Here is a 26,627-nt window from a genome sequence, read left to right as displayed (position 1 = left end):
AGGCGCAAGTGCCGCGCCTTCAGGTTGATCTGCAGGTACCAGTCAAGCGCTGACACGTCGTGTGCCTCCTCGGGGTTTTACCAATTCGTTAAGTCTAAGGCAATTTTACTCAATCGACCGGAGGGTAACGCGTAGGCAAACTCTGGATGCGCGCGTCGAGCGATGAGCCGAAACCTGCGCCGGTGCGGTTTCGACCTGACAGTTTCGAGCCTTGCACGCACGCAATTGGCACTTGCCTCGCTCAGCATCTGGAAACCGCCTCAGCGGGCCGCTCCCGCCGCAACGCGTAAACCCTGGCAAGGGCGCCGTCCCCGCTCGGCTGCGCGCGATCCCGCCGTCATTTAGCACTCCGGCGCGCAACTACCTCCTGATCAGCCGCGCGGGGCCACTCGCTGCGAAGGCTTTCAAACAGGACTTTTGCATTCACTACAACTTGCCGGTTCGACCGGCGTACGGAGACAGCCGATGACCCACACCTTCGAGCGCCGCCGCTTCCTGTGCAGCGCCGGGCTTCTCGGGCTGAGTGTTGCTGCGGGTGGACTCGCCGCGCCGTATCTCGCGCGAGCCGCCGCCGCCCAGATTCGGATCGTCAGCAACCCGGGGCTGGAGAACGCCACGCTGAACGCGCTCATGGACGAGCAGGGCTATTTCAAGCAATTCGGCGTTGATGCGGTGATTGTCCAGGTGCCCGGTGCCACTGGCCCTTTCGATGCCATCTGCGCCGGAGCCGCGGATGTCTGCATGGTATCGGGTTACAACATGGTGTTATCGCGAATTGCGCAAGGCGCCGAGGTCAAGATCGTCGGCGCCGGTATGAAAAAGTGCGCGCTGACGGTCTTTGCAAGGCCCGATGGGATGAAGACGCTTGCCGATCTGAAGGGCAAGACGGTCGCGGTCGGCCCGAGTCTGGGTTTGCTCCATACACTGATGCTGCAGCTCATGAAAGAAAAAGCCATCGACGCTTCGCAGGTGACTTTCGTCGACAAGGGAAGCAACGATCAATGCCATGAGGCGGTCGTAAAGGGCGAGGCCGACGCCTGCTGCTCAAGCATCTCGCATCTGGACGACAAAGACGGGCTTGTAGTAATCAGCGAGGCCAACGTGTGGCAGGCCTTACCAAAATGCATCTTCCAGACCGCCTATGCCTCCGATTCCGCGATCAGGGACAAGCATGAGGGGATGGTCGCGGTGATGGCCGCATATGGCGCACTCTACGACTACCTGATGTCGCCCGCAGCGCACGACGCCTTCTTCGAAGCACGCAGTCGGGTCCAGAAGAAATTCGACAAGGCTTCGGCTCAGGCAACCTGGGATTTCAATCAGGTGCAGCGGCCCTATTCCAGGGACCTGTCGCTCACCGGTGGTGACATCGGCTATCTGCAAGATATGTTCATTGGTCTCGGTAGCCTGAAGCAGAAACAACCCTTCGCCGCGGTGGCCGACATGTCGGCGGCGAAAGCCGCGGCGAAGCTGACCATCTGAGCGCTCGCCCGGGAATCAGAATGTATGCCTGATACCGGCAATGATGGATATCTGCGAGCCGCCGGCAGTGGGGGTCGGGACGGGCGTAATGGTCGTCGCTGAAAGAGCGAGATTGCCGTAGTTGTGGATGTGCTCACCCGTCAGGTAGAGAAGCGTACGCTTGGACAGCAGGTATTCGCCGCGCAATACGACAATCAACGCCTTGTTGGGCGAATGGTCGTATTTGAGCTGCGCCAGCATGCTGTCGAAATAGATGAACGGGGTCACGGGCACGGTGCTCGTTAGCCAGAACAGGTTGCTCTTCGGTGTCGAGATGCCTTCGTCATCGCGCCTGATCCAACCCACGCCGACCTTGGCTTTGTTTATATTGAAGTAGCCGCCCAAGGTGAACCGGCTGTCAGTGAGCTTCGGTGAGGTGAGACCGCCAAATGTTGCGGAGGTGCCGCCATAATTGCGCTCGTAGGAGCTGGCCACGCCCCAGGTGTGTCCCTCGTACTTGACCATTGCAGAATATTCCCGGCATTGGTTCGAGGGTGACGTTTCGCCTGGGCAATTCGAGGCGGCGGCGCTATTTCCATTGACGGCATCGCGGCCGAAACTATAGTTCACTCCAGTTTCGAAATCGCCAAGGAAATAGCGGTAGCTGACGGAATTATCAGCCCGAGCATTAGCAATTCCGTTATCGAGCGTGGTGAGACCTTGCGCGCCCGTCCCGAATGGATTAATGAACGAGATGGCAAAAAACCGCATGGTGTATTGGCGGCCGAACGTCAGACGACCGAATGTTCCATCGAGACCGACGTAGGATTGCCGCCCAAACAGACGCCCGCCTTGCCTCAAGGTTCCGTTGTTTGGCATAAAGCCGCCTTGCAAGTCAAATATGGCCTTCGTGCCCCCGCCAAGATCCTCGCTACCGCGAATTCCGAAATAGGAGGTTGCAGTCCCGTCCCCCGTGCGAAAAACGTTGGTGGTAGCGGTTTTACCCTTGGCCACGTTGTTGACGTACTCCACCCCTTGATCGATCAAGCCATATATAGTGACCATGCTGGCATCTGCGGCCTTACTGGGGGCCGTGCCCTCGTCTTCATCCTGCGCCCGCGCTGGTGCAATGCATATCAACGCGGCGCAGGCACAAACTGCGGTCTTGTAATTCATGATCGTCGCTGTCTCCTGTAGTGCGTCCACGATTTGCCCTGGTAGCGAGCTCGAGACAGTCACCGTCCCCGTGTGAACCACGTTTTCGTTTATTTGTAACGCACTGAAATTTTGACAGCACGTCGGCGCCGGTCTATTGAATAAAACTGCGTTTGGCTTGAGCGAATGGTTAAGGCTCGCTCGGCGCACGGGTATCTGAATCTGACTGGTCCGAGGATGAGCCTCTATCTTGTGCGGCCGCACCTTCGCCGACGACCGCCGCCAGGCTGCGAGGACCCACGATGCCAGAAACTTTCGAAATAAAGTCCCTCGCCAGACACCCCAATAAAAAAACGGCCCGCTAACGCGGGCCGTGGTCATTTGCAGCGCGACAACCTAATCCGCCGCCCGCAGCTTCGCCACTTCCGCATCGGACGGCTGGACACTCGCGCCATCGATGTATCGATAGTTCGACATGATGCCCTTGCCGTCCTTCAGCGCAGTCGTGCCGACATACGCGCCCATCGTCGATTGATTATCCTGCGCGCGATACGTGATCGAACCAAAAGGCGTGTCGACAGAGAGCCCCTTGAAGGCTGCTGCGAGTTTGTCCGGATCGGTCGACTTAGCCTTCTTCAAACCATTGGCAATCGACATCAACGCCGAATACCCCACCACCGATCCGACGCGCGGATAGTCGTGATACTTCGTCTCGTAGGCAGCGACGAATTTACGGTTAGCGGGCGTATCGATCGAATACCACGGATACCCCGTCACGATCCAGCCAACCGGCGCCTCGGCTCCCAGCGGATCGAGGTATTCCGGTTCGCCCGTCAGCAACGACACTACCGAACGATCCTTGAACAAGCCACGCGTATTGCCTTCACGCACGAACTTGCCGAGATCCGCACCGAACTCGACGCTGAAAATTGCATCGGGCTTTGCATCGGCGAGCGCTTGCGTAACCGCGCCGGCGTCGAGCTTGCCGAGCGGCGCAGCCTGGTCGGCAACGAACTCAACGTCAGGCTGGGCCGCCTTCAGTAAACGCTTGAACGTAGCCACAGCCGACTGACCGTATTCGTAGTTCGGATACACCACCGCCCAGCGTTTCTTGTTCAGCTTGGCGGCTTCGGGCACGAGCATCGCGACCTGCATATACGTCGATGGACGCAGACGGTACGTGTATTTGTTGCCATCCTGCCAGACGATCTTGTCGGTCAGCGGTTCGGCCGCGAGGAAGAAAACCTTCCGTTGCTTGGCGTAGTCGGCAAGCGCCAGACCGGTGTTCGACAAGAAGCCGCCGAACAACATCGACACCTGTTCGCCCGTCATCAACTCCTGCGCCACGCGAACCGTATCGCCCGGATTCCCGTTGTCGTCGCGCGAGACTACTTCGAGCTTCTTGCCATTGATACCGCCCGCCGCGTTGACTTCGTCGAGCGCCATGTTCCAGCCGTTCTTGTACGGGCCGAGGAACGCCGGCTGCGCTTTATAACTGTTGATCTCGCCTATCTTGATGGTCTGTGCAGCAGCGCCCATCGACACTAAGGCTGCGGCCAGGGGCGTAACCATGAAGACGGTTAAGCGCAGCAACGATCCAACACGCGTGGTCATAGTTTTTCTCTCCGGATAAAGCGGCTAGGTTGAATGCAAATGGGCATGGCTAAGGTTGATGGAAGGATACCCCTGGTCGATCTTCGCTGACTGAACGCGCTCAAACACTCAGGTAGGCCCGTCTCACCGCTTCGTCGCGGGAAAGCTCGTCTATGGTGCCGCTAAAACGGATCTGCCCTTTTTCAAGCACATAGGCGCGGTCGCTGACGAGCTCGGCGAAATGCATGTTCTGCTCGGACAACAGGATCGACAGCCCTTCACGCTTTAACTCAAGGATCATGTTCGCCATCTGTTCAACGATGATCGGCGCCACGCCCTCCGACGGTTCATCGAGCAGAACGAGCGTAGGGTTCCCCATCAGCGTACGCGACACGGTCAGCATCTGCTGCTCGCCACCGCTCATCTGACTGCCTGGGCGATTCGGCATCTCGCCAAGATTCGGGAACAAGCGGAACAGTTTTTCAGGTGTCCATCGGGGCGCGTTCTCACGCGGCGGCTGGCGGCCGGTATCGAGATTTTCCATCACCGACAGATCGCCGAACACGCGCCGGTCCTCCGGCACGAATCCCATACCGAGTCGCGCGATACGGTACGGCGGCAGCTTGGCAATGTCATGTCCGCAGAAATTGATCGCTCCGTGCCGCGATGGCAGCATGCCCATCAGCGCTTTCATCGTGGTCGATTTGCCCGCGCCGTTGCGCCCCATCAACGCGACGACTTCGCCACGCCCTACTTCAATTTCAACGTCGTAGAGGATCTGCGCGCGGCCGTAGAACGCGTTCAGGCCGGAGACTTTCAGCATCGTTTTGTCGAGCGTCATGGGGCGACTCCATCGGCGGCAAGCGATGCACGCGGCGTGAAAGATTTCCCCGTGCCGAAATACACTTCGCGCACACGCGGATCGTTGCGAACCGTTTCCGCATCACCCTCGCCGATCAGCTTGCCGCGCGCGAGCACGATCAGCTTGTCGGCATACGCGAACACCACGTCCATGCTGTGCTCGGTGAACAGCACGCCAAGCTTGTGGTCGACCACCAGTTGTTTTGTCAGCGCCATCAGGTCGTTGCGTTCCTTGGGCGCCATGCCCGCCGTCGGTTCGTCCATCAGCAGCAGTTTCGGTTTGTTGGCCAGTGCAATAGCCAGTTCGACGCGCTTCACATCGCCATAAGCCAGCACGCCGCAAGCGCGCTTTGCATGCGCCGCCATGCCGACCTGTTCGAGCAGCGCGATCGCTTCATCGGCGTGAATGGACGATGCCGGTTTCCACAAGTTGAATAGCTGACGATCCCGCGAAACGAGCGCCATCTGCACGTTTTCGATCACCGTCATCGAGTTGAAAGTCGCGGCAATCTGGAAAGTACGGCCGACGCCAAGACGCCAGATATCGCGCGGACGTTTGCCGGCGATCTCGTGGCCGTCGAAAAGAATCGAGCCGGAGCTGGGTTTCAACTGCCCGTTGAGCATGTTGAAGCAGGTCGACTTGCCGGCGCCGTTCGGGCCGATCAGCGCCAGCAACTGGCCCGCGTTCAGGTCGAAGGAAACGTCGTCGACTGCCTTGACGCCGCCGAACGACTTCGCAAGATGGGATACACGCAGAAGAGTCACAGGGCCTCCTTCGCAGGCTGTGAGGCCACGCCTGTATCCGCGGTTTTATGCGACCCGAACTTGTCCTGCACGAACCCTACAATCCCCTGCGGGAACGCAATCACCAGCAGCAGAATCGCCGCACCCAGCAGGGCCTCCCAGTAGTCGGTCTGACGCGCGACCGTATCTTGCAGCCACGTGAACACCGCAGCGCCGACTATCGGCCCGGTGAGCGTCTGCAAGCCGCCGAGCAGCACCATCACGAGACCATCGACCGAGCGCCCTACGCTGATCACTTCAGGCGATATCGACCCCTTCGAGAACGCATACAGCGATCCGGCAAGGCCGCAGAACAATGACGCGATGATGAAAGCGACCCACTGGACGCGCTTCACATCGATACCGATTGCCTCGGCGCGCAGGGTCGAATCCCTCGAGGCACGCATGGCATAACCGAGTGGCGAGAACAACATTCGCCGCAAGAGCCAGACGCCCGTGACCGCGAACAACAAGGTCACGTAGTAGTAAGCAACGGTCGAACTAAGCCACGTCGATGGCCACAAGTTGAGAATGCCGTTGCTGCCGCCGGTTACGGCGTCCCACTGGAACACGATCGACCAGACGATCTGCGCGAAGGCCAGCGTCAGCATGGCGAGATAGACGCCTGACAAGCGCACGCAAAACCATCCGAACACGAGCGCGCCCACGCCCGCAAGCAAGGGGCCAAGCACGAGTGCGGCTTCCATCGGCAGGTTCAGGACCTTCAGGAACAGCGCTGCGCCATAGGCGCCCAATCCGAAATACGCGGCGTGACCAAACGAATGCATGCCGCCCGGACCCATGATGAAATGCAGGCTCGTTGCGAACAAAACCGCGATCAGGATTTCGACTAGCAGCACGGGCATGTACGGGAACACGCCTGACAGCAGCGGCGCGAGCACAAGCACGGCGAGAACAACGCCCGCGAATATCTTCAACCGGGTATCGGCGGGACGCAGTGGCGTCTCAGCGGCTGCCATCGTGCGAACGGCAGCCTGGGCACGGCCAAGCAATCCCCAAGGTCGCACGACGAGCACGATCGCCATCACCACAAACTCAGCCACCAGCGTGAACTTGCTCAGCGAAAACACCATGCCGCCAATGGTTACATCGCCTATGCCGATGCACAGCGCCTTGATCTCCGCGATCAGCAACGCCGCCACGAATGCACCTGGAATCGAGCCCATGCCGCCAACCACCACCACGACAAACGCATTGCCGATGGTGTCTATATCCAGCGACAGGTTCGCCGACATACGCGGCACCTGCAGCGCGCCGCCGAGACCCGCGAGGAACGCGCCGATAAAAAACACGCCGGTGAATAGCCACGCCTGGTTGATGCCGAGCGCACCGAGCATTTCACGATCGCCGGTCGCCGCGCGCACGAGCGTGCCCCAGCGCGTTTTTGTCAGACCGAACCAGAGCACGGCCAGGACCACGGGACCGATCACGATCAATGCAATGTCATAGGTGGGCAACGCATGACCGAGCAGATTGACTGCACCGCCGAGAAGCGGAGCACGCGGCCCGAACAGGTCTTCCGGGCCCCAGATGTACAGCGCGGCATCGCGGAAAATCAGCACCAGCGCAAAGGTTGCCAGCAAGTGGAATAACTCGGGCGCCTGATAGATCCGCCTGAGCACGATCACTTCGACCAGCGCACCAAGCACGGCGACGATGAGCGCTGCTGCAAGCATCGAAAGCCAGAAACCCGCGACGGTCGAACCGAACCGGCTGGCGATGCTGTAGGCCACATACACGCCAAACATGTAGAACGAGCCGTGCGCGAAGTTGACGATCCGCGTCACGCCGAAGATCAGCGACAAGCCGGAGGCGACAAGAAACATCGCGCTTGCGTCCGCTAGTCCGTTGATGAGTTGTACAGCCAGATTCGAAAGCATCGATACCTCTATAGCTCGGGTTTCATCAAGGTGTTCGCGCTGACAATGCTTCTGTTCGCCGCGCCGTCTCTGTCTACCGAGACAAAATGTACACACTCTAATTCTAGTCTTCTATGCAATGACCATGCCCACTTTCAAGGTAGAGACTTATACTAGGTATCTTGGTATTTAACCCTTGTTTTATTGAGTTTTTCTGCCTACTCAAAGCTAACGATCGTGCAATAAGGCTTGGTCGGTTGCACCTTATAAAATCAGCGTACACGCCATAATCGCTTTTCCGGTGCGATGGTCCCGCTATTGGTGCAATGCAATCAGGTGCGGCAGACGAAGCGGCTAATTAACAAGAAACCCACCGCACGAACCGCGCTTATTCGGACTCGGTCGCACTTAGCTTACGCAGCAAATACAGCACGGCCACGCGCTCCGCTTCGTTCAGCTCACCCATGGTCAACTCGCTGATGCGCAAGGCGGTCGGCGTCACTTGTTCGACCAGGCTTCCACCCGCTTGCGTCAGTTGAACCGTCACCTTTCTGCGGTCGTCGGGATTGGTCTGCAACTCGATCAACTCGCGCGCTCGCAAGCGTTCAATTATGCCGCGTACCGTCGCCGCATCTATCGCGGTCGCTTTGCCCAGATCGCTCATGGAAGACGGCCCGAGCCGTCGGCTGGCGCTCAATACCGCAAACTGCACGGCGGTCAATTGAGGGTCCGCTATGGTCTGACTGAAGATGGCGAGATGGCGCTGATAAGCCTTGCGAAGAAGATGCCCGATCTGCTCCGACACCTCATAGCGGGACACGGCGTCCTGTGCAGCTTGCGATGGATCGGAAGAAAGCTTCGAAGGCGCCATGATAGTTCGAATGTTGGTGTTGGTGGAATGGGAGCGGGCGCCGCCCGGACCGGGCAGCGCCCACTCGTCAACGCAGCCGATGCAACAGTCTGCCAGCCGCTAATGCGCATGTTTCCGAATTCGCGCCGATGCATGCTCAAGGTCTTTCCACGGCGCTTCGTTCGGTGCGAAGTTCGAGCGGATATACGACACGAGGTCGGCAATCTGACGGTCGTCGAACGCATCCTTGAAGCCCGGCATGTAGCCGAGCGCATCGGTGGCCGGGGCGTCGATACCGTTCTGGATCACCTTCAGCAGATTATCCGGCGTGGCCTCGCTCACGCTCGTGTTCAGCGCGAGCAGTGGACGCACCCCGAAGTTGCCGACACCGCCGGTCGCGGCATGACACACCGCGCATGCCCCTTCGAAAATCCGACGGCCACTGTCGAGTCCTTGCAGCGTCACCGCGTCATGTTCATGCGCCTGCGCCGGCTCGACCGCCTCGGCCGGCTTGACCACCGAAGGCTGCCGTGACAGCGACGCCACATAGTGCGCCATCGCGCGCACATCCTCTTCCGGCAGCCTCGACAAGCTTGCGACGACCGGCGCCATCGGACCGGCCGCGACGCCATGCTCATGCGAGAAACCAGTCTTGAGATAATCGAACAACGCCTGTTCGGTCCACCTCACCGGCGCTTTCGAATTGGCGACGAGCGACGGCGCCACCCACCCCTCCGCGCTTCCACCAGTCAGGTACAAGCGCCCGCCCTTCTCCGCCCCGAGTGCATTGCGCGGCGAATGACAGGCGCTGCAATGTCCCGTGCCATCTACGAGATACGCGCCGCGATTCCACAACGCCGAGCGCGTCGGGTCCGGCTTGAACTCACCCTGCTTCAGATACAGCGCGTTCCATCCCGCCACCAGCGCGCGCTGATTCAGCGGAAACGGCAGGCGCGTGGCCGGTGGCGTATTCTCGACCGCCGGTTGCGACATCAGATAGGCGTACAGCGCGGTCATGTCAGCGTCGCTCATCTTCGTGAACGCGGTGTACGGGAACGCGGGATACAGATGATGGCCGTCGCGCGAGATGCCCTGACGCATGGCCCGATCGAATGCAGCGAACGACCAGTTGCCGATGCCGGTCTTCGGATCAGGCGTGAGATTGGTCGTGTAGACCATTCCGAAAGGCGTTTCAAGGCCGAGGCCACCGGCATTGATCACGCCGCCAGGCGCGGTATGGCAGACTGCGCAATCGCCGAACTCGGCAATCTGGCGGCCGCGCGCGATGGTGGCGTCGGACCACGTCGATGCAGCCGGCCGGGCGATCGGTTCAATCGGGGCAGGCATGGGCCACAGCGAGCACGCCAGCCCGATCAGGCTGAGTGCGCCGCCAGCGGCGAGCGCGGTCCGCAGAGAACGTTTTGAGCGCCTTGGCGCGCCGCCAGTCGCCCCCGTCGTCCCTTCGAGCGCCGCAAGCACGCGCTCCGGCGTGAACGGCGGCGCTCGAAAACGCACGCCGGTCGCATCGTAAAGCGCATTGGCGATAGCTGCAGCGGCCGGAGAGACGTCGATTTCCAAACGCTCCGTAGCCGCGCCTTGTGTAGCGACTTCGCTAGTCGCGGCCGTCGTGGGTGCAAGCTCATGAGACGCCGCCTGTGCGTCAGGCGTCTCGTCGTGCGAGGGTCGCGCGGTGAGCGGCAAGCCCAAGGCACGCGAAGCCGCAGCGGCAATCTGCCGGGCCGACACTCCACTGATGCGCCCAATCCTGCGCCGTCCGCTTGCTCGCCCCGCTACCACGCGCTTGAGCGCAACGTCGCCGGTCAGGCGGTTCACATCGAGATCGACGATCCACGCCGAATAGTCGGGCGTCGGGTTATCGCCGGATGATGTGTCGTGTTTGTCGAACGCAAAACCGCGGCCGTGGGCGACGTCTTCGCTCGCGCGGCGCGTCTTGCGAGTCTGCTGATGCGAGTCCCACGCTGCCCGCTCTGCCACCGTGCCGATCAGTTCCCTCGCTCCGCCGTACTCCACCGGGTCGAGATGATCGAGACGAAATGAAACCGGATCGCGATGGTTCTGGCGTGCAATTTCATCGACGAAAGATTCGCGTGCGAACGTATGCGCCGCACCGGGAATCAACGCGGCGGCATCGTCGATCAGCGACGTCGAACGGGATGACGAATAGGGACTCGGATCTTGAGTGATCGCTTCGCCGCTTGTTAAGCCTGGCGTTCGCGCGACGTAGCGCCAGTCGAGCAACGCGCCTTCGTCGTCCAACGATGCCGCGACGGAAACGGTCGCCTCTTTAACCGGCGATACCGCCATATAACCGTCAACGCACACAGCACGGCCGGTCTCCGTCATCAACGCGACCGCAGCGAGCGCGGCGTGTGTGGTGATCAATGGATCGGTGGGGTCATCGAGTGAATGCAGCGTGAAACGGTCGGCCGTAAGGCCCGTCATGCTAACGAGCTTCGCAAGCAGATCGGCAGTCGCAGGAGCACCGCTCCATATCGCGACACCACCGTTGTCATCACGCGCAATAGCCTCGCATGGCAAGAACCTTTCCGCCGGAATAGGCCATACGTATTGCGCTTCCTGCTGCAAACCGGAGGGCTGTACGGGTAACGCAAGTATGTCGCCGGAGGACTCCACGCGGGCCGACAACATCAGCCGGCAAGCTGCGCTACGTGCAAGCTCGAAGCGCTCGGCAACAAACGCGGCCACGTTCCCCGCGATCACCCAGCGCACGCCTGCCTCGACCTCAAGCGCATGCCCGTGCGCGAGCAACGCCGCGTCGGCGCCCCCCAGCACGCACGCGTGAAGCATCGACTCGGGCATCAGCACGGGTCCGTCGGAACTTCCTTCGCGCATGGAGTCCATTGAATCAGCGTTATTGTTCGCGTTTCAGATAGTCGGCAGCGCGATGCACCGCCTTCATGATTTCAATGTGCGTGCCGCAACGGCACAAGTTGAAGCGCAGCGCGTCGCGGATATCGGTGTCATCGGGCGTAGGATTGCAATCGAGCAACGCCTTCGTGCTCATGATCATGCCGTTGAGACAGTAGCCGCATTGCGCCGCTTGTTCGTCGATAAAAGCCCGCTGGATAGGATGCGGCGCGTCCAGTGTTCCAAGCCCTTCCAGCGTAAGCGTTTCTCGCCCTACCGCCGCCGCAACCGGTACGACGCACGAACGCGCGGGACCGCCATCCAGCAGCACGGTGCAGGCACCGCACTGGCCCAGGCCGCAGCCGTACTTCGGCCCATTCAGCTCGAAGTCGTTGCGCAACACGTATAGCAGAGGGGTGTCGCGGGTCACGCCCGTGATCGTGCGCGTGCAGCCGTTGACGGTCAGTGTCAATGGTTCGGAAGCCTGTGCTGCGGATGCGGACACGCTCATTTTTCAGTCATCGAATCAAGACCGCACGGGGCAATCATCCCGGCACTGCCGCGTGCGATCGGGTCGAAATATCAGGCCGCAGTTGCCGAAGCCCGCTTCGCCGACGGCGACTTCAACGGCTCGTTGAATACGTCGTAAGCGAACACCCACGCCGGATCTTCGTTGGTGCGCAGCCACGTGTTGTTATGCGAGACCAGTTGCACCTTCGAAGCACGTTCAGCGCGGTTCGCTTCGTACAGCGCGAACGCGTTGGTGTAATCGTTCGCGCCGACCTCGTCCAGGCAACGCGTAAGCATGGCTGCATCTTCAATCGCCATGGCCGCACCCTGCGCCATGTGCGGTTTCATCGGATGACAGGCATCGCCGAGCAGGACCAAGCGGCCGCGGCTCCACAACGGCAGCGGATCGCGCTCCAGCAACGGCCACTTCGTGACTTCGGGCGTGGCGTCGATCAGCTTCTGCACCGACGGATGATAGCCCGCGAACACCTCGCGCATTTCGTCGCGGCTGCTCGGCGCAACCGACTGCCCGGCCGGCCACTCAGCCTGCGGAACGCCGGTCACGTAGTAGATTTCATCGCGCTTGGAGGTCACGTAATACACCATCATGTGGCGGTCTTCCGACCACCACTTTACACACAGATCGAAAGGATCGGCGCCGAGCAGCGACGCGGGAAACACCGCGCGATGCGCAACATAACCCGTGTAACGCGGCGGTTCCGCGCCGAGCAGATGGTCGCGGATCTTCGAGTTCACGCCATCCGCGCCGATCACGATATCCGCGGTCTCGACGCTGCCGTCGGCAAACGTCAGTCGCACTTCGCTGTCAACCTCTTCAATCCCGCTCAGGCACTTGTTGAACTCGATCGTGCCGGGCGCGACCGCCTCGGTCATCAGCGCATGGAAGTCCCCGCGATGCACGGTCAGGTACGACGCGCCATATTCTTTCAAAGCGAAATCCCCGAACGGAATCTGCGCAATAGCTTCGCCCGTTTTCCAGTCGCGGCTGTACCAGTAGTCCGGGTGCGAGCCCATGACATTCAGCGCGTCTTCGCAGCCCATGCGGCGCATGATCTTCATCACGTTGGGACCGAGGTGAATCCCCGCGCCGAGACGCGAAAACGCGGGAGCCTGCTCATACAAACGAACCGAATAACCGGCGCGCTGCATCAGCGCCGCCGCTGCCGTTCCTCCAAGGCCCGCGCCAACGATCGCGATACGGGGTTTGCTCATGATGATCTCTCCATGTCTGGCGCTCGCCGAAAGTCGTTCAGCCGAGCCTGTTAAATAAACTTATATTGAGTGTACACATTGAATTTTTTTGAGTAAAGAAAATTTGCGTAGGGTCGAACACCGGGCGTTTAATCCCTTTATATGTGCATTTTATAAGGGTTTTCACCAATCTAAAGCACGCTTGCACCATTAAAAAATTTTTTCGGAATCTTGTTAAATTCAAACGTGTACACTAGACTTTATCGAATCAATCTGCCACTGCATTTGCCACCCAATTTGTCACACCAACCAGGCCGCCGCGGGTGGCCGACGAAATACGGAGTCGACTAGATGACGAAGACCTTGCGCATCGGCCAGATCGTGCCGAGTTCGAACACGACGATGGAAACCGAAATTCCGGCCATGCTGCTCGCCCGCCAGACCATCCGCCCGGAGCGCTTCACGTTCCATTCCAGCCGTATGCGCATGAAAAAAGTGGTCAAGGAGGAACTGGCCGCCATGGATGCGGAATCGGATCGCTGCGCACTGGAACTCAGCGACGCGCGCGTCGACGTGCTCGGTTATGCGTGCCTGGTGGCAATCATGGCGATGGGGCATGGTTATCACCGCGTGTCGCAGAAACGGCTGCACGAGCGCACCGTCGAAAACGGCGGCGCAGCGCCGGTCATCACCAGCGCGGGCGCGCTTGTCGATGCGCTGAAGGTCATCAAGGCCAAGCGCATCGTGGTGGTCGCGCCTTACATGTTGCCGCTGACCGAACTGGTCGTGGACTACATCCGCCACGAAGGGTTTGAAGTCGTCGACTACCGGGCGCTCGAGATTCCCGACAATCTGGATGTAGGGCGCCACAATCCGCGCCTGTTGCCAGATATCGTGAAAACCCTGCCCTATCAGGACGTGGATGCGATTGTATTGTCGGCCTGCGTGCAGATGCCATCGCTTGCTGTGGTGCCGCAAGTCGAGGCGATGACGGGCAAGCCGGTGATCACGGCGGCGATCGCCACGACCTACGCGATGCTGCGCGAACTCGATCTCGAACGTGTCGTGCCGGGCGCGGGTGCGCTGCTGTCCGGCGCTTACTAAAAGCTTTACTGATAGCTTTCGACTCATCCACGGACTCCGCGATGAACTCAACTTTTCTCTATGGCGCGAACGTCAACGCCAACGGCATCCGCCAGCATTACCTGCGTTATGGCGGCACGGATGGCGTGCGCGCCGGCCGCCCCGCCGTGATCCTGATTCCGGGCATCACCAGCCCGGCGGCCACGTGGGGATTTGTCGGCGAGACGCTCGGCCGCCAGTTTGATACCTACGTGCTCGACGTCCGCGGGCGCGGTTTATCGGAAGCATCGGCCACGCTCGACTACAGCCTCGACGCCCAAGCCGCCGATGTCATCGCGCTCGCTGAAGCACTCGGCCTCGAACACTATGCGCTTGTCGGCCATTCGATGGGCGCTCGAATCGCGATCCGTGCTGCACGCAGCGCACCGAACGGCCTGACGCGCACGGTGCTGGTCGACCCGCCGGTGTCCGGTCCGGGCCGCCGTGCGTATCCGGCAAAGCTGCCGTGGTACGTCGATTCGATTCGCCTGGCTTTGAAAGGTATCGACGCCGACGGCATGCGCGCTTTCTGTCCGACCTGGACCGAAGACCAGTTACGTTTGCGCGCGCAATGGCTGCATACCTGCGATGAACGCGGCATGCTGACATCGTTCGAAGGCTTCCATACTGACGACATCCACGCCGACCTGCCTCTGCTTCGCGTGCCTTCGCTGCTCATCACAGCCGCGCGCGGCGACGTGGTGCTGGACGAAGACGTGCAGGAAATGCAGACGCTTAGCCCCGGCATGCTGCATACGCGCGTGCCCGATGCCGGCCACATGATTCCGTGGGACAACGAAGCCGGCTTCTATGAAGCATTCGGCGATTTCCTCGGCGCAAAGCTCGTCTAACGCCGAGCACGAGCCGACCCTCACTCTTCAGGAGTCAACATGCCAATCAGCGATTACGAAATGATCGCCGCATGGAAGCAGGTACTGACGTTGTCGAAGCTGCAGGCCGGCCAGACCGTCACCATCCTCACCAGCGCGTCCACGCATCCGCAAACGCTTTCAAGCGCACTGATCGCCACACAGTCGATGGGCGCGATCGTCAACCGGCTCGACCTGTTGCCGGTGAACGGCGAAAAGGCGCTGAGCCGCGACTCGCTCGCGTACCTCGGCACCACGCCGCTGACCGGCAACCTGGCCGCTATCGCCGCGTTGAAAGCGAGCGATCTCGTGCTCGACCTGATGACCCTGTTGTTCTCACCCGAGCAGCACGAGATCCTCGCGACCGGCACGAAGATCCTGCTGGCTGTCGAACCGCCCGAAGTGCTCGCGCGGCTCGTGCCGACCGAAGCCGATCGCGCCCGCGTGCGGGCGGCGGCTGCGCGGATAGTGACGTCGCGGGAGATGCGCGTGACATCGAAGGCGGGCACGGAACTCGTGTGTCCGCTGGGCGAGTTTCCGGCTATCTCCGAGTACGGTTTCGTCGATGAACCCGGCCGCTGGGATCACTGGCCGAGCGGCTTCGTGCTGACATTCCCGAACGAGGGACAAGCAAGCGGCCAGATCGTGATCGACCGCGGCGACATCTTGCTGCCGCAGAAAAAGTACGTGAACGATCCGATCACGCTGACGGTAGAAAACGGTTATGCAACACGCATCGATGGCGGCGTCGACGCGGCCTTGCTGAGCGACTACATGGCCTCGTTCAACGATCCCGAAGGTTATGCGATCTCGCACATCGGCTGGGGTCTGCAACCTCGCGCGCGCTGGTCGACGCTCGGCCTGTATGACCGCGAGGCGACCATCGGCATGGATGCCCGCGCGTTCGAAGGCAACTTCCTGTTCTCGCTTGGGCCCAACAACGAAGCAGGCGGCAAGCGCACGACTACGTGTCATATCGACATCCCGCTGCGCCATTGCGACGTGATGCTCGACGGCGAAGCGGTCGTCCGCGACGGCGTGGTGATGGACCGATAGAAATCGACCCCTTGGAGCAATCTGAATGAGCGACATCCAGAGTCACGCCGAATCGGGCGTGTACAAACAGCAGGGATTCGGCACGCCGTTGCCGGTGCAAGGCAATATCGGCTTGCTGATTGTCGACTTCGTTGTCGGCTTCGCGGACCCCAAGACCTTCGGCGGCGGCAACATTGCGCCGGCTATTGAACGCACGGTGCATCTGCTTGCCGCCGCGCGCCAGCATGGCTGGCCGGTTGCACATAGCCGCATTGTGTATGCAGCCGATGGCAGCGACGACAACGTGTTCTCGCTGAAAGTGCCGGGCATGGCGACACTCACCGAAGACCATCCGAACAGCGCGATCGTGCCTGAGCTGACACCTGCACGCGGCGAGCTCGTTGTGCGCAAGACCGTGCCTTCGGCGTTCTTCGGCACGCAACTCGCGCCGTGGTTATCGCAGCGTGCGGTGCAGACGTTGATTGTGGCGGGCGCGGTCACGAGCGGATGCGTGCGTGCAAGCGTGGTCGATGCGATGTCGCATGGCTTTCGTCCGCTGGTTGTTTCGGATTGCGTCGGCGATCGGGCGATCGGTCCGCACGATGCAAATCTCTTCGACATGGAACAGAAATACGCAGCCGTCATGACGCTCGACGAAGCGCTTTCGACGATCGAAAAACGCCAGGGCTAATCACCTTCGGCCTCTGCATGCTGGCGGGCTGCCTCTTGGTATTTGCGATGCCGAAGCGTATCGTCAATCGTTGAAGCGGTTTAGTCGAACAAAGCGGCATTTTCAGGAATCGTCATGCCCACTGCAGCAGCGCTCACCCGAGGTGAACTGCTCGCGCGCAACGGCTGCCTGACCATCGTCAGGCAGCCACTCGCGCCGGTAAAACCCGCGCCCGGTCAACCAGGTAGCGGGTCTTCTTACGTTCAGGACACGCCGGAGATTTTCGTCGCGGTGCTGGACGACGGCCGCATCCTGGCGTTCAACGGCCACGTCGATCTCGGCACGGGCATCCGCACCTCGCTCGCGCAGATCGTGGCCGAGGAACTCGACGTACCGGCCGCGAGCGTCCAGATGATCCTCGGCAACTCGGCCGATGTGCCCAACCAGGGGCCGACCATCGCGAGCGCGACCATCCAGATTTCGGCCGTGCCGCTCAGGTTCGCCGCGGCGCAAGCGCGGCTTGCATTGATGGGGCTCGCTGCAGAAATTTGGGGGCTGGAGGCCTCTCGCCTCACGACCGACGACGGATATGTCATCGCCCCCGACAACACCCGGCTCACCTTCGGCAGCCTGCTTAAAGAGCGTCGTCTCTCGCTTCCTATCGACCATTCCGTCGCAGTGAAGGACGCGTCGACGTACCGCATCGTCGGCCGGGCGACACCGCGCGTCGATCTGCCGGCCAAGGCGACCGGCACGCTGACCTTCGTTCACGACATGCGCGTGCCCGGCATGCTGCACGGTCGTGTCGTGCGGCCGCCGTATGCCGGGCACGATTGCGGCGCGTTCGTCGGCAAGACACTGATCGACGTGGACCGTTCGTCGGTCGAGACGCTGCCGGGCGTGTGCGGCGTGGTTGTTATCGGCGACTTCGTTGGCGTGGTGGCCGAGCGTGAGGAACAGGCGATCCGCGCGGCGCGTGCGCTACGCGTCCGGTGGCGTCCCCTGCCGCCGCTGCCGTCCCTCGATAACCCCGCCGAAGCCATTTCCAACGCGCCGGCTCAGCGCCGCCTTCTGCTGGAGGAAGGCGACGTCGAGAGCGTGCAGGGACAGTTGGGCACGACCACGCTGACACGCAGCTATGTCTGGCCGTATCAGATGCATGGATCGATCGGGCCGTCCTGCGCCCTCGCGGACTATCAGGACGGGCGCATTACCGTATGGTCCGGCACGCAGAACCCGCAGACCTTGCGCTACGACTTGTCGCGTCTGGTCGAGCGTGCTGAAGCGGATATCGATGTCGTCCGCATGGAAGCCTCCGGATGCTATGGCCGCAATTGCGCCGACGATGTCGCCGGCGACGCACTCCTGCTCTCGCGTGCAATGAGACAGCCGGTGCGGGTCCAGCTATCGCGCGCCGACGAACATCAATGGGAGCCTAAGGGCACCGCACAGGTCGTCGACGTGACCGGCACCGTGTCCAGCAGCGGCGACACGCTGGGTTATACGTTCGCTTCCCGCTATCCATCGAACGACGCGCCCATGCTTGCCCTTCTGCTCACCGGCGCGGCGCCGGCCGAGCCGCGCGTCTTCGAAATGGGCGACCGGACCGCCATCACGCCCTACACATTCGCGAATCGCCGCTTCGTCTGCCACGACCTTGCACCGCTGGTCCGGGCGTCGTGGTTCAGAGGCGTGTCGGCGCTGCCGAACTCGTTCGCCCATGACGTATTCATCGATGAACTCGCGGTCGAGACCGGCACCGATCCGCTCGCATTCCGGTTGCGGCATCTCAAGGACGAGCGCGCGGTGGAGTTGCTACAGGCGGTAGCGGAACGCGCAGGCTGGCAAGCCCGCGCTGCTGGCAGCCGCGCGGCTCGCGACACCGGCGAACGCGTACTTCAAGGGCGCGGCGTTGCGTACGCACGATATGTGCATAGCCGCTTCCCTGGTTTCGGCGCGGCATGGTCGGCGTGGATCGTCGATCTTGACCTCGATAAAGTCAGTGGAGAAATCCGCATCAGGCGAGTGACGGTCGGCCAGGACACCGGCACCGTGATCAATCCTGACGGCGTGCGCCATCAGATCCACGGCAATGTCATCCAGACCCTGAGCCGCACGTTGAAAGAGCGTGTGCGCTTTACTGACGGCCTGGTGGCAAGCAGGGAATGGGGCAGCTATCCGATCCTGACGTTCCCCGAATTGCCCCCGGTGGATGTAGTGCTGGTGGACCGGCAAGGAGAACCGCCACTCGGCTCCGGCGAGTCCGCGTCGCTTCCCGGCGCGGCTGCCATCGCCAATGCGTTATTCGATGCAACCGGTGTGCGATTCCGCGCGCCGCCATTCACGCCGGACGCGATCAGGGCCACGCTACAGGCCGTTGCAACGTTGGCTCCCGCCGAGCACCGATGACCGCGTAGCAGCGGCGACGTCGGCCTATACGCGTCTTTGGATCAGTTATCTTCCGCGCGTGTCATTGCGCGCAGGAGATAAACGATGGCGACGCGCTCGGCCGGGTTCAGCCCCGCGTACGTCTGCTCGCTGACCTGCCGCGCAAACGGCACGGTCTGGTCGATCAACGCCAGGCCTTCCGGTGTTGTGCGTACCAGTAGCTTGCGGCCGTCGAGCGGGTCGGGCGAGACCACGATCAAAGAGCGCGCTTTCAAGCGCTCGACCACGCCGCGGATGGTGGCCTGGTCGATTGCCGTGGCCTTGACGATGTCGTTGAGCGAGCAGGACTGCTGCTCCTTTACCGCGCACAGCGTGACGAATTGCGCCGCGGTCAGATCCGAATCCGGTATGGCCGCCTGGAAGATCGCGACGTGGCGCTGATAGGCCCGCCGCAGCAGATGGCCGATCTGTTCGGAGAAGTGATACTCCTCGCTGCCGGGAATAACCGGAGGGTGGGATGGTTTTTTGGGCATGGGAAGAATTGTAGGGTACACGTTCTATTATGCTTCGATTACGGTCACGCACCGCGTTCTTCAGTCCTGCCGTGCTTCCCTTTTTATCATAGTCGGCGGCATGGTTTCGGCGGGTTTTTCGGAGCACCGGGCACCACGCGTGATCAGGCATGCCTACTAAAATCTGAACCGCCTCATCCCCTCAACCCCAGCGCCGGATCAAGCACCGTCGCCAGCTTCTCAAACGCCGGCCCGATCTCCTCCTCCGGCACGCATCCATAACCAATCAGCAAGCCCGACATGTCTCCACCCGGCCGCAGGAAATAGCCCGACAGCGGCCGCACGACAATATTGACGCCAAGCGCCGCCTTCGCCACTTCCCGGTCATCCACGCCATCGGGCAAACGCAACACAAGATGCAACCCGGCATCGCCGCCGACAATCTCCAGTGCATCGCCATAACGCTTCCTGATCGTGTCCAGCAGTATCTGGCGACGCTGCCCGTAGATCCCGCGCATGCGCCGGATGTGAGACGTGAAATGCCCCTCGGCGATGAACTCCGACAGCACCGCCTGCTGCAATAGCTGCCCCTCTCGATACAACTCGGCGGAAGCCGTTGCAAAGCTCGCCGACAGTCCTTCCGGCACAACGATGTAGCCAATCCGCAGCCCCGGAAAAAGCGTTTTCCCGAAACTTCCGACGTAGATCACCTGACCGGCTGTATCGAGCCCTTGCAGCGACGCGAGCGGCCGGCTGCCGTATCGAAACTCGCTGTCGTAATCGTCTTCGATGATCCAGCAGCCGTTTTGCCGCGCGAACTCGAGCAGCATCCGCCGCCGCGCGAGACTCATCACCATGCCCAGCGGGTATTGATGCGACGGCGTGACCAGCATCAGCTTGGGCGGGTCTGCCAGATCGTCGGCGGACGGATTGATGCCCTCTTCATCCACGGGGATGGCCTTGAGCGAAAGCCCGGACACTTGCAACACGCTGCGCACGCCCCAGTAGCACGGGTCTTCTGTCCAGATGACATCGCCGGAATCCGACAGCAGGCGCACCGCGAGATCTATAGACTGATGAATCCCCGTCGTCACGATAATCTGCTCCGGCGTGCAATGCACCGAGCGCGAAGTCCGCAGATAATCGGCAAGCACCTGACGCAGCTTCGGCAACCCGCCTCCGGGTGCATAGGTCAGCAGATCCGGCCTCAGGCGGCGCCAGTATTTGGACTGCAAGCGGTTCCAGACAGCCGCGGGAAACTTCGACACATCGGGTACGCCCGGCATGAACGCGCCGCCTTGCCGCTGTGAAACCCCCGCGCCCTGCAACAACCGTGCACCGCGCGCGGACAGCACACGTGGCTCCGCAGGTGCCGCGTTGTGCGCCTCCGATTCCGCCCCCACGATCTCATCCGGCGCGCTGTCCGACACGAACGTGCCCTGTCCCGTCGCCGACCACACATACCCTTCCAGCGCCAATTGCTCGTAAACCTGCGTGACAGTATTGCGGCCGAGCCCCAGCTCGCTCGCGAGCAACCGGGACGACGGCACCTTGGTTCCGGCCGGCAATTCCCGCGACAGGATGGCCTGCTGCAACAAACCATATAACTGCCGGTAAATCGGCTGGCCGCCCGTGCGTTCAATCCGCTGAGCCAGCCAGTCGGACAACATACTTGCACGCATCGCTGAAATGGCTCCTATAAAAATACGGAAATGGCTCTGATTGAAAGAGCCAAATCTTACTATAGTCGAGGTACCGCCTAAGAACCGCTAAAACCCGACCACCCTCCCAGGAGCGATGCCGTGAGCCAGACCCTCAAGAATGCCGACCTCAAGACCCGCAAAGATGCCGCGACCCCGCGCGGTGTCGGCGTGATGTGCGATTTTTACGCCGAACGCGCTGAAAACGCCGAGTTGTGGGACGTGGAAGGCCGCCGCTTCATCGACTTCGCGGCGGGTATTGCGGTATGTAACACGGGGCACCGGCACCCGAAAATTGTCGCGGCAATGCGCGCACAACTCGAGCGCTTCACGCATACCGCCTATCAGATCGTCCCTTACGAATCGTATGTCTCGCTCGCCGAAAAGATCATCGAGCGTGCGCCCGGCGACTATGCAAAGAAGGCCGCGTTCTTCACGACCGGCGCGGAAGCCGTCGAGAACGCCATCAAGATCGCGCGCGCCGCGACCGGCCGGCCGGGCGTGATCGCGTTCACCGGCGGGTTCCACGGCCGTACGTTCATGGGCATGGCGCTGACCGGCAAGGTCGCGCCGTACAAGATCGGCTTCGGGCCGTTCCCGTCCGACGTGTTCCATGCCCCGTTCCCGAACCCGCTGCGCGGCATCACCACCGAGGATTCGCTGCGGGCCATCGAACATCTTTTCGCGGCGGATATTGAAGCGAAACGGGTTGCGGCGATCATCTTCGAACCCGTCCAGGGCGAAGGCGGTTTCTATCAGGCGCCCGTGGAATTCGTGCGCGCCTTGCGCAAGCTCTGCGACACGCACGGCATCCTGCTGATCGCCGATGAAGTCCAGACCGGCTTCGCGCGCACCGGCAAGATGTTCGCAATGCAGCACTACGACGTCGCGCCGGACCTGATGACCATGGCCAAAAGCCTGGCGGGCGGCATGCCGCTGTCAGGCGTGGTCGGCCGCGCCGAGGTGATGGACGCGGTCGCGCCCGGCGGGCTCGGCGGCACGTATGCCGGCAATCCGATGGCGGTGGCGTCAGCGCATGCGGTGCTTGAGATCATCGATGAAGAGAAGCTTTGCGAGCGTGCCGTCTTGCTTGGCGACAAGCTGAAGTCGCTGCTGACAACACTTAAAGCAGACGTGCCGCAGATCGCTGATGTGCGCGGCCCCGGCGGCATGGTCGCAGTCGAATTCTCCAAGCCCGGGACCGGCGAAGCCGACGCCGCTTTCGCCAAGCGCGTCCAGACCGCGGCGCTTGAACGCGGCCTGCTTTTGCTGATCTGCGGTGTGCATGGCAACGTAATCCGCTTCCTGTTCCCGCTGACCATCCAGGACGCCGTGTTCGATGAAGCGCTCGGCATTCTCGAACACGTCCTGACAGCAGAAGTGGGGGCGACAGCATGAGCACGCAGCGTTCGTCAATGCAGTTGAAAGACGCGACACTGCTGCGTCACGAAGCGTTCATCGACGGTGAGTGGCAAGCCGCCGACGATGCCTCGAGCTTCGAAGTCATCGATCCCGCAAACGGTCAGTCGCTCGGCCACGTGCCGAATATGGGCGCGGCGGAAACGCATCGTGCGATCGATGCGGCCAACAAAGCGTGGCCCCTCTGGCGCAAGAAAACCGCGAAGGAACGTGCGGCCATCATGCGTCGCTGGTATGAACTGATGCTGGAAAACGCCGACGATCTCGCGATGATCCTTACCCGTGAGCAAGGCAAGCCGCTCGCCGAAGCCAAGGGTGAGATCGTCTACGCGGCGTCGTTCATCGAGTGGTTCGCGGAGGAAGGCAAACGCGTCGCCGGTGACACGCTTGCCTCGCCTGCCGCCGATAAACGCATTGTGGTGACGAAGGAACCTATCGGCGTCTGCGCGGCCATTACGCCGTGGAATTTTCCTGCCGCGATGATCACGCGCAAGGCCGGTCCGGCGTTGGCTGCAGGTTGCCCGATTGTGGTAAAACCCGCCGAGGCGACGCCATTTTCAGCGTTCGCGATGGCCGTGCTGGCTGAGCGTGCCGGGCTGCCCAAGGGCGTGCTGAATATCGTGACCGGCGACCCGAAGGCGATCGGCGCGGAGTTGACGAGTAATCCTGTCGTCCGGAAACTGTCGTTCACGGGGTCGACGCAAGTCGGCCGCCTGCTGATGGCGCAAAGCGCGCCGACGGTCAAGAAAGTGTCGCTGGAACTGGGCGGCAATGCGCCGTTCATCGTTTTCGACGATGCCGATATTGATGCCGCGGTTGAAGGCGCTATTGCGTCGAAGTATCGGAACAGCGGGCAGACTTGTGTCTGTACAAACCGGTTCTATGTTCATGACCGTGTGTATGACGAGTTTGCCCGGAAACTGGGTGCGGCCGTCGCGAAGCTCAAGGTCGGCAATGGGCTGGAGAGCGGCGTTTTGCTCGGGCCGCTGATCAACGACGCCGCCGTGCAAAAGGTCGAATCGCATATTCACGATGCGCTCGAGAAAGGCGCTCAGGTTGTGATCGGCGGTAAGCGGCACGCGCTTGGTTTTGGCTTCTTCGAACCGACGGTGTTATCAGGCGTGACGCCTGAGATGAAGATCTCGAAGGAAGAAACATTCGGGCCGCTCGCGCCGTTATTCCGGTTCTCATCCGATGAAGAAGTCATACGGATGGCTAACGATACGGAATTTGGCCTTGCCGCGTATTTTTATAGCCGCGATATCGGGCGTGTCTGGCGCGTGGCTGAAGCGCTGGAATACGGCATGGTCGGGATCAATACCGGGCTTATCTCGAACGAGGTGGCGCCGTTCGGCGGGGTCAAGCAGTCGGGTCTTGGGCGCGAAGGTTCACGGTATGGAATCGATGATTATCTGGTGATCAAGTATTTGTGCATGGCGGTTTGAGGGTCGTTCGCACTCGGTTGGGGGGTGGGCGTGTCGTTGCGGGCGGTCGGGGGTGATGCCGGGTTGGTGCTTTCGCTGTTAGTGGTCTGCGGGAGTTGGCTGTTCTCTTTATCACTGTTACTGCACATTAACGGACGGTGTTTTGTACGCCGCGCGCCGCGCACGCTCGACCCGCTAGCCGGTCCTGCTTTGCCGTCATCGGGCGCTGGTGTGACGAAAACATACTGCTTTAGTTCGGGATGCGATACAACCAGCGCGGCGATAAGACTAGCGCCCAACCGTCGCGCGAACTCGTCATCGAGACGATGGTTAAATTCATCCAAAAAAATCGGGAACGTAAGCTTTTTTATATCCAGCGCCTCGATTGGGGCGCTCTCCATATTCTGAATTTCGATCGCTTCGTCGTCTGGCGAATAGGACACAACAAGCGAAGTTGCTGCCAATGTGGTCATACTAAAATCCCCTGCACGTTTGATAATCTTGAAAAGCATTTTGCTTGCACAATGCTAGGCCGCGCATTCCGCTGCCCATCATGCCCGCGATACCCACACGCTTCGCCACCAGTGACTGAGCCTGCCACTGGTTCACCCCGCGCTATCCGCGTATAACCACCCACCAAACATCTGATGGTATTTCCGCGGGGGTCGGTTGCTGCCTGCAGAAAGCGGAGCCAGCTCGCATGTTGTAAAACCATTCTTAAATCAAGACGGGAACAAAGACGGAGGAGATCGTCGCGCAGTTGCTACGGCACCGATTTATGCCAATCATCACAGGTCTCGGCAGAGCCCGCCCCGTTTGGAAAAGCACGCTCAATGACACTTAAATGAATAATCATTGCGGAGTACCAAAAAAATAAATGCGGGTTCGTGAGTAGGGCCAGGGTCGGAACTCTAATATTTCAGGCAGCTTCAGACCTTCTAATCAAACTCTGTGAGCGCGCCATGAAAAAAATCCTGCATCTATCTTTGGCTTCCCTCGGCTTTGCAGCGGTCTCGGCAGCTCACGCACAAAGTTCCGTGACGCTGTACGGCATCATCGACGCGGGCCTCATGTACACGAACAACGTATCGAAGAGCGGCACGAGCGGCCCATTGTTCCAGGCCACGAGCGGAAATATCAACGGTAGCCGCTTTGGCTTTCGCGGAGCGGAGGATCTCGGTGGCGGCCTGAAGGCTGTCTTCGTGCTCGAAAACGGTTTCAACGTCCAGTCAGGCAAGCTCGGCCAGGACGGCCGCGAGTTCGGTCGCCAAGCCTATGTCGGCCTGGCAAGCAGTCAATATGGCGCTGTCACGCTCGGTCGGCAGTACGACTCACTGGTTGACTTCGTAGCGCCATTGTCGGGAACGGCGGGTACGTTCGGCGACACCGGTTTTGCACACCCGTTCGACAACGACAACTTGAACCACTCGGTGCGCATGAGCAACGCGGTCAAGTATATGAGCAACAACTATGCGGGCTTCAAGTTCGGTACGTTGTACGCATTCTCCGACTTCACCAACTTTTCACAGAATCGCGCATACAGCTTCGGTGCAAGCTACAGCTACGGCCCATTGAATTTCGCTGCGGGCTATTTGCAGACCAACGGCTCGAACAGCACGACGAATACGGGTAGCGCGATCGACACAGCCGAATCAACGGCCAACGGCACCGGTGGTTTTCTGGTCGGATCTGACCGAACGCGCATATTTGGCGGTGCCGTGAACTATGCATTCGGTCCGGCACTGGTCGGTTTCGTCTTTACGCACAGCCAATACGCGGGCACTAACTCGTTCGGCCTGAAGAATGGCACGATGCGTTTCGACAATTTCGAATTGAACGGCAAATACGCTTTGACTTCGGCGCTTAGCCTCGGGATCACGGATACGTACACAGACGGGCATCTTTCCGGTGCAACGACGTTTGGTGCCGACCCGAAGTTCAATCAGATTAACGGACAGGTTGTGTATTCGTTCTCAAAGCGCACGGACGTTTATGCGGAAGCGATGTATCAGCACGCGATTGGAAACAACTTCGTTGCTTTCATCAATACGTCCGGTGGCGCCTCGTCGACCGCGAATCAAGTTGTTGGTACTGTTGGGATTCGTACCCGCTTCTAAGAAGTCCCGCGAACGCCATATCTAATCGGACGTTAGGGAAGCGTCGTCGACGCCAATGACATGGCACCGCGCACATGCTCACGCGTTCGCATTTCGAGGTGACAGGGTCTTCGGTGACAACGTGGGCTCGTGCGAGGGCCCGAGCGCTTCACTTCAGGGCTGGGCGTACGTCAGGGT

The 26,627-nt window shown here is 60.8% G+C and carries 21 protein-coding genes; 9 read left to right on the top strand and 12 right to left on the bottom strand.

Going from position 1 to position 26,627, the window contains the following annotated elements:
* The first annotated feature begins 465 nt into the window (after nt 1-465).
* Nucleotides 466-1,482, top strand: coding sequence for an ABC transporter substrate-binding protein (locus M0D69_RS25545; RefSeq protein WP_301784650.1), 1,017 nt, complete (start codon nt 466-468; stop codon nt 1,480-1,482).
* A 15-nt stretch (nt 1,483-1,497) separates the two neighbouring features.
* On the opposite strand, the gene M0D69_RS25540 is transcribed toward M0D69_RS25545, so the two are convergent.
* The 9 genes from M0D69_RS25540 to M0D69_RS25500 form a co-directional block, all read right to left on the bottom strand.
* Nucleotides 1,498-2,637, bottom strand: coding sequence for a porin (locus M0D69_RS25540; RefSeq protein WP_301784649.1), 1,140 nt, complete (start codon nt 2,635-2,637; stop codon nt 1,498-1,500).
* Between the two features lie 375 nt (nt 2,638-3,012).
* Entirely contained in the window at nt 3,013-4,230 is a 1,218-nt protein-coding gene (locus tag M0D69_RS25535; RefSeq protein WP_301784648.1) for an ABC transporter substrate-binding protein, read from the bottom strand.
* A 100-nt stretch (nt 4,231-4,330) separates the two neighbouring features.
* On the bottom strand, nt 4,331-5,050 hold the full coding sequence (locus M0D69_RS25530; RefSeq protein ID WP_301784647.1) for an ABC transporter ATP-binding protein: 720 nt from the start codon (nt 5,048-5,050) through the stop codon (nt 4,331-4,333).
* The gene (locus M0D69_RS25525; RefSeq protein ID WP_047849381.1) at nt 5,047-5,835 is read right to left on the bottom strand and encodes an ABC transporter ATP-binding protein; all 789 of its coding nucleotides are present in this window, start codon (nt 5,833-5,835) and stop codon (nt 5,047-5,049) included. The genes M0D69_RS25530 and M0D69_RS25525 overlap by 4 nt, the downstream gene beginning before the upstream one ends.
* Nucleotides 5,832-7,754 carry an ABC transporter permease gene (locus M0D69_RS25520; RefSeq protein ID WP_301784646.1) on the bottom strand — a complete coding sequence of 641 codons (1,923 nt, stop codon included), beginning with the start codon at nt 7,752-7,754 and terminating at the stop codon, nt 5,832-5,834. The genes M0D69_RS25525 and M0D69_RS25520 overlap by 4 nt, the downstream gene beginning before the upstream one ends.
* Before the next feature lie 367 nt (nt 7,755-8,121).
* Entirely contained in the window at nt 8,122-8,604 is a 483-nt protein-coding gene (locus M0D69_RS25515) for a MarR family winged helix-turn-helix transcriptional regulator (protein ID WP_301784645.1), read from the bottom strand.
* A gap of 99 nt (nt 8,605-8,703) precedes the next feature.
* Entirely contained in the window at nt 8,704-11,466 is a 2,763-nt protein-coding gene (locus M0D69_RS25510) for a c-type cytochrome (RefSeq protein WP_301784644.1), read from the bottom strand.
* A gap of 10 nt (nt 11,467-11,476) precedes the next feature.
* Nucleotides 11,477-11,983 carry a (2Fe-2S)-binding protein gene (locus M0D69_RS25505; protein WP_301784643.1) on the bottom strand — a complete coding sequence of 169 codons (507 nt, stop codon included), beginning with the start codon at nt 11,981-11,983 and terminating at the stop codon, nt 11,477-11,479.
* Between the two features lie 71 nt (nt 11,984-12,054).
* Nucleotides 12,055-13,215 carry an FAD-dependent monooxygenase gene (locus tag M0D69_RS25500; RefSeq protein ID WP_301784642.1) on the bottom strand — a complete coding sequence of 387 codons (1,161 nt, stop codon included), beginning with the start codon at nt 13,213-13,215 and terminating at the stop codon, nt 12,055-12,057.
* Nucleotides 13,216-13,545: 330 nt separating this feature from the next.
* Between M0D69_RS25500 and M0D69_RS25495 the strand changes: the two genes are divergently transcribed.
* From M0D69_RS25495 to M0D69_RS25475, 5 genes are all read left to right on the top strand, one after another.
* Nucleotides 13,546-14,298: an Asp/Glu racemase gene (locus tag M0D69_RS25495; protein WP_301784641.1), complete on the top strand. Its 753-nt coding sequence runs from the start codon at nt 13,546-13,548 to the stop codon at nt 14,296-14,298.
* A 41-nt stretch (nt 14,299-14,339) separates the two neighbouring features.
* On the top strand, nt 14,340-15,167 hold the full coding sequence (locus M0D69_RS25490) for an alpha/beta fold hydrolase (RefSeq protein ID WP_301784640.1): 828 nt from the start codon (nt 14,340-14,342) through the stop codon (nt 15,165-15,167).
* Between the two features lie 39 nt (nt 15,168-15,206).
* The gene (locus M0D69_RS25485) at nt 15,207-16,241 is read left to right on the top strand and encodes a 2,5-dihydroxypyridine 5,6-dioxygenase (RefSeq protein WP_301784639.1); all 1,035 of its coding nucleotides are present in this window, start codon (nt 15,207-15,209) and stop codon (nt 16,239-16,241) included.
* 25 nt (nt 16,242-16,266) lie between these two features.
* Entirely contained in the window at nt 16,267-16,911 is a 645-nt protein-coding gene (locus tag M0D69_RS25480; protein WP_301784638.1) for an N-carbamoylsarcosine amidohydrolase, read from the top strand.
* A 114-nt stretch (nt 16,912-17,025) separates the two neighbouring features.
* Nucleotides 17,026-19,299, top strand: coding sequence for a xanthine dehydrogenase family protein molybdopterin-binding subunit (locus M0D69_RS25475; protein ID WP_301784637.1), 2,274 nt, complete (start codon nt 17,026-17,028; stop codon nt 19,297-19,299).
* A 41-nt stretch (nt 19,300-19,340) separates the two neighbouring features.
* Here M0D69_RS25475 and M0D69_RS25470 read toward each other — a convergent pair whose 3' ends face one another.
* Entirely contained in the window at nt 19,341-19,811 is a 471-nt protein-coding gene (locus tag M0D69_RS25470) for a MarR family winged helix-turn-helix transcriptional regulator (protein ID WP_301784636.1), read from the bottom strand.
* A 173-nt stretch (nt 19,812-19,984) separates the two neighbouring features.
* On the bottom strand, nt 19,985-21,472 hold the full coding sequence (locus M0D69_RS25465; protein ID WP_301784635.1) for a PLP-dependent aminotransferase family protein: 1,488 nt from the start codon (nt 21,470-21,472) through the stop codon (nt 19,985-19,987).
* Between the two features lie 120 nt (nt 21,473-21,592).
* Between M0D69_RS25465 and gabT the strand changes: the two genes are divergently transcribed.
* Nucleotides 21,593-22,888 carry a 4-aminobutyrate--2-oxoglutarate transaminase gene (gene gabT, locus M0D69_RS25460; RefSeq protein ID WP_301784634.1) on the top strand — a complete coding sequence of 432 codons (1,296 nt, stop codon included), beginning with the start codon at nt 21,593-21,595 and terminating at the stop codon, nt 22,886-22,888.
* On the top strand, nt 22,885-24,354 hold the full coding sequence (gene gabD, locus M0D69_RS25455) for an NADP-dependent succinate-semialdehyde dehydrogenase (protein WP_301784633.1): 1,470 nt from the start codon (nt 22,885-22,887) through the stop codon (nt 24,352-24,354). Before gabT ends, gabD begins: the two co-directional genes overlap by 4 nt.
* Here the strand turns inward: gabD and M0D69_RS25450 are convergent.
* On the bottom strand, nt 24,318-24,806 hold the full coding sequence (locus M0D69_RS25450) for a hypothetical protein (RefSeq protein WP_301784632.1): 489 nt from the start codon (nt 24,804-24,806) through the stop codon (nt 24,318-24,320). The genes gabD and M0D69_RS25450 overlap by 37 nt on opposite strands.
* 489 nt (nt 24,807-25,295) lie before the next feature.
* Here M0D69_RS25450 and M0D69_RS25445 point away from each other — a divergent pair, with 489 nt between their 5' ends.
* Entirely contained in the window at nt 25,296-26,450 is a 1,155-nt protein-coding gene (locus M0D69_RS25445; protein WP_301784631.1) for a porin, read from the top strand.
* Nucleotides 26,451-26,627 lie beyond the last annotated feature (177 nt).

It is taken from the genome of Caballeronia sp. SEWSISQ10-4 2 (assembly GCF_030464885.1).
In the GTDB taxonomy this organism is placed as follows: Bacteria; Pseudomonadota; Gammaproteobacteria; order Burkholderiales; family Burkholderiaceae; genus Caballeronia.
Note: the sequence above shows the minus strand (reverse complement) of the source record. Positions and strands in the feature narration are given on the sequence as shown.